General features: G+C 66.4%; 2 protein-coding genes. Both read left to right on the top strand.

Translation table 11 applies throughout. The features are described from left to right. A partial coding sequence (ampD, locus tag D3H34_RS32765) for a 1,6-anhydro-N-acetylmuramyl-L-alanine amidase AmpD (RefSeq protein ID WP_119558877.1) occupies positions 1-552 on the top strand: 552 nt, incomplete at its 5' end. A 392-nt stretch (positions 553-944) separates the two neighbouring features. Further along, on the top strand, positions 945-1,299 hold a 355-nt coding region (locus tag D3H34_RS32770), incomplete at its 3' end, for an ATP cone domain-containing protein (protein WP_286186567.1).

The raw sequence follows: 1,299 nt of genomic DNA on the forward strand, positions 1-1,299 counted from the left end.
GGCGGCTGGTACCAGGCCGCGCGCCTGCTGCCCTCGCCCAACTTCGGCGCGCGGCCCGCAGGCGCGCACATCGATCTGGTGGTGCTGCATTCGATCAGCCTGCCGCCCGGCGAATACGGCACGGGCGCGGTGCAGCAGCTGTTCACCAATCAGCTCGACTGGGACGCCCACCCTTATTACCAGCGCATACGCGGCATCGAGGTCTCGGCGCATTTCTTCATCACGCGCGCCGGCGAGATCTGGCAGTTCGTCGATTGCGACCAGCGCGCCTGGCATGCGGGCGCGTCCTGCTGGCGCGGGCGCGGCAACTGCAACGACGACTCGATAGGCATCGAGCTCGAAGGCCTCGAAGGCCTGACGTTCGAAGCCGCGCAATACGACGCGCTCGCCCGGCTGTGCACCGACCTCGTCGCCCATTACCCCATCCGCCATGTCGCCGGCCACGAACATATCGCGCCCGGCCGCAAGATCGACCCCGGCCCGGGCTTCGACTGGCCGCGGCTGCGCGGCGCGCTGGCGGCCGCGCCGCTGGACTGGCCTGCGGGCACATAGGCCGTTTTTCCGGCGACGTCAATCCGCGTCTGTGCGGTGCGCCACTTTTCGCCACGCCGGCAAAAATTTTTTTCACCCGCCCGCAAAGCGGCGCCCCGGGGCGCGAGCCCGCGCGGGCGCTGGTCCCGGCCGCGCGCCGGTGCCTCTGGACAGCGCCACTTTCCGGTCTTGCGCCAAGGTTTTCGTGCCGATTCGTAGCCTCGATGAAGCCTCCGCGCTACACTAGCACCCGAACAAAAGACACTACCTGTAGTGGTCGAAACCATCCACAAACACTACATTTAGTGTTAAAAAGTTGTGCACAGCGTGTGCACGGCTTGTGGACAAGCTGCTTCCGCGCTGCCGGCCTTTGACCGCTGCAGCGCCATCACTTAAACGCCCAAGAGGAATCCATGCAAGAAGCGTTGAACCCCGTATCCACTGCGTCCGCAGATGCAGCGACCCACTCGGCTTCCGAGCAGTACCACGTGATGCGCCGCAGCGGCGATGTCGTGGACTTCACGCCGCAGAAAATCGCCATCGCCGTGACCAAGGCCTTCCTGGCCGTGCGCGGCGCACAGGGCGCGGCCTCGGCCAGCGTGCGCGAAATGGTGGACGAGCTCACGCAAGGCGTGGTGCGCGCGCTGGTGCGCTCGCGTCCGGGGGGCGGCACGTTCCACATCGAAGACATTCAAGACCAGGTCGAACTCGGCCTGATGCGCGGCGGCCACCATGAAGTCGCGCGCGCCTATGTGCTGTACCGCGAAC

The sequence above is a fragment of the Acidovorax cavernicola genome (genome assembly GCF_003581445.1).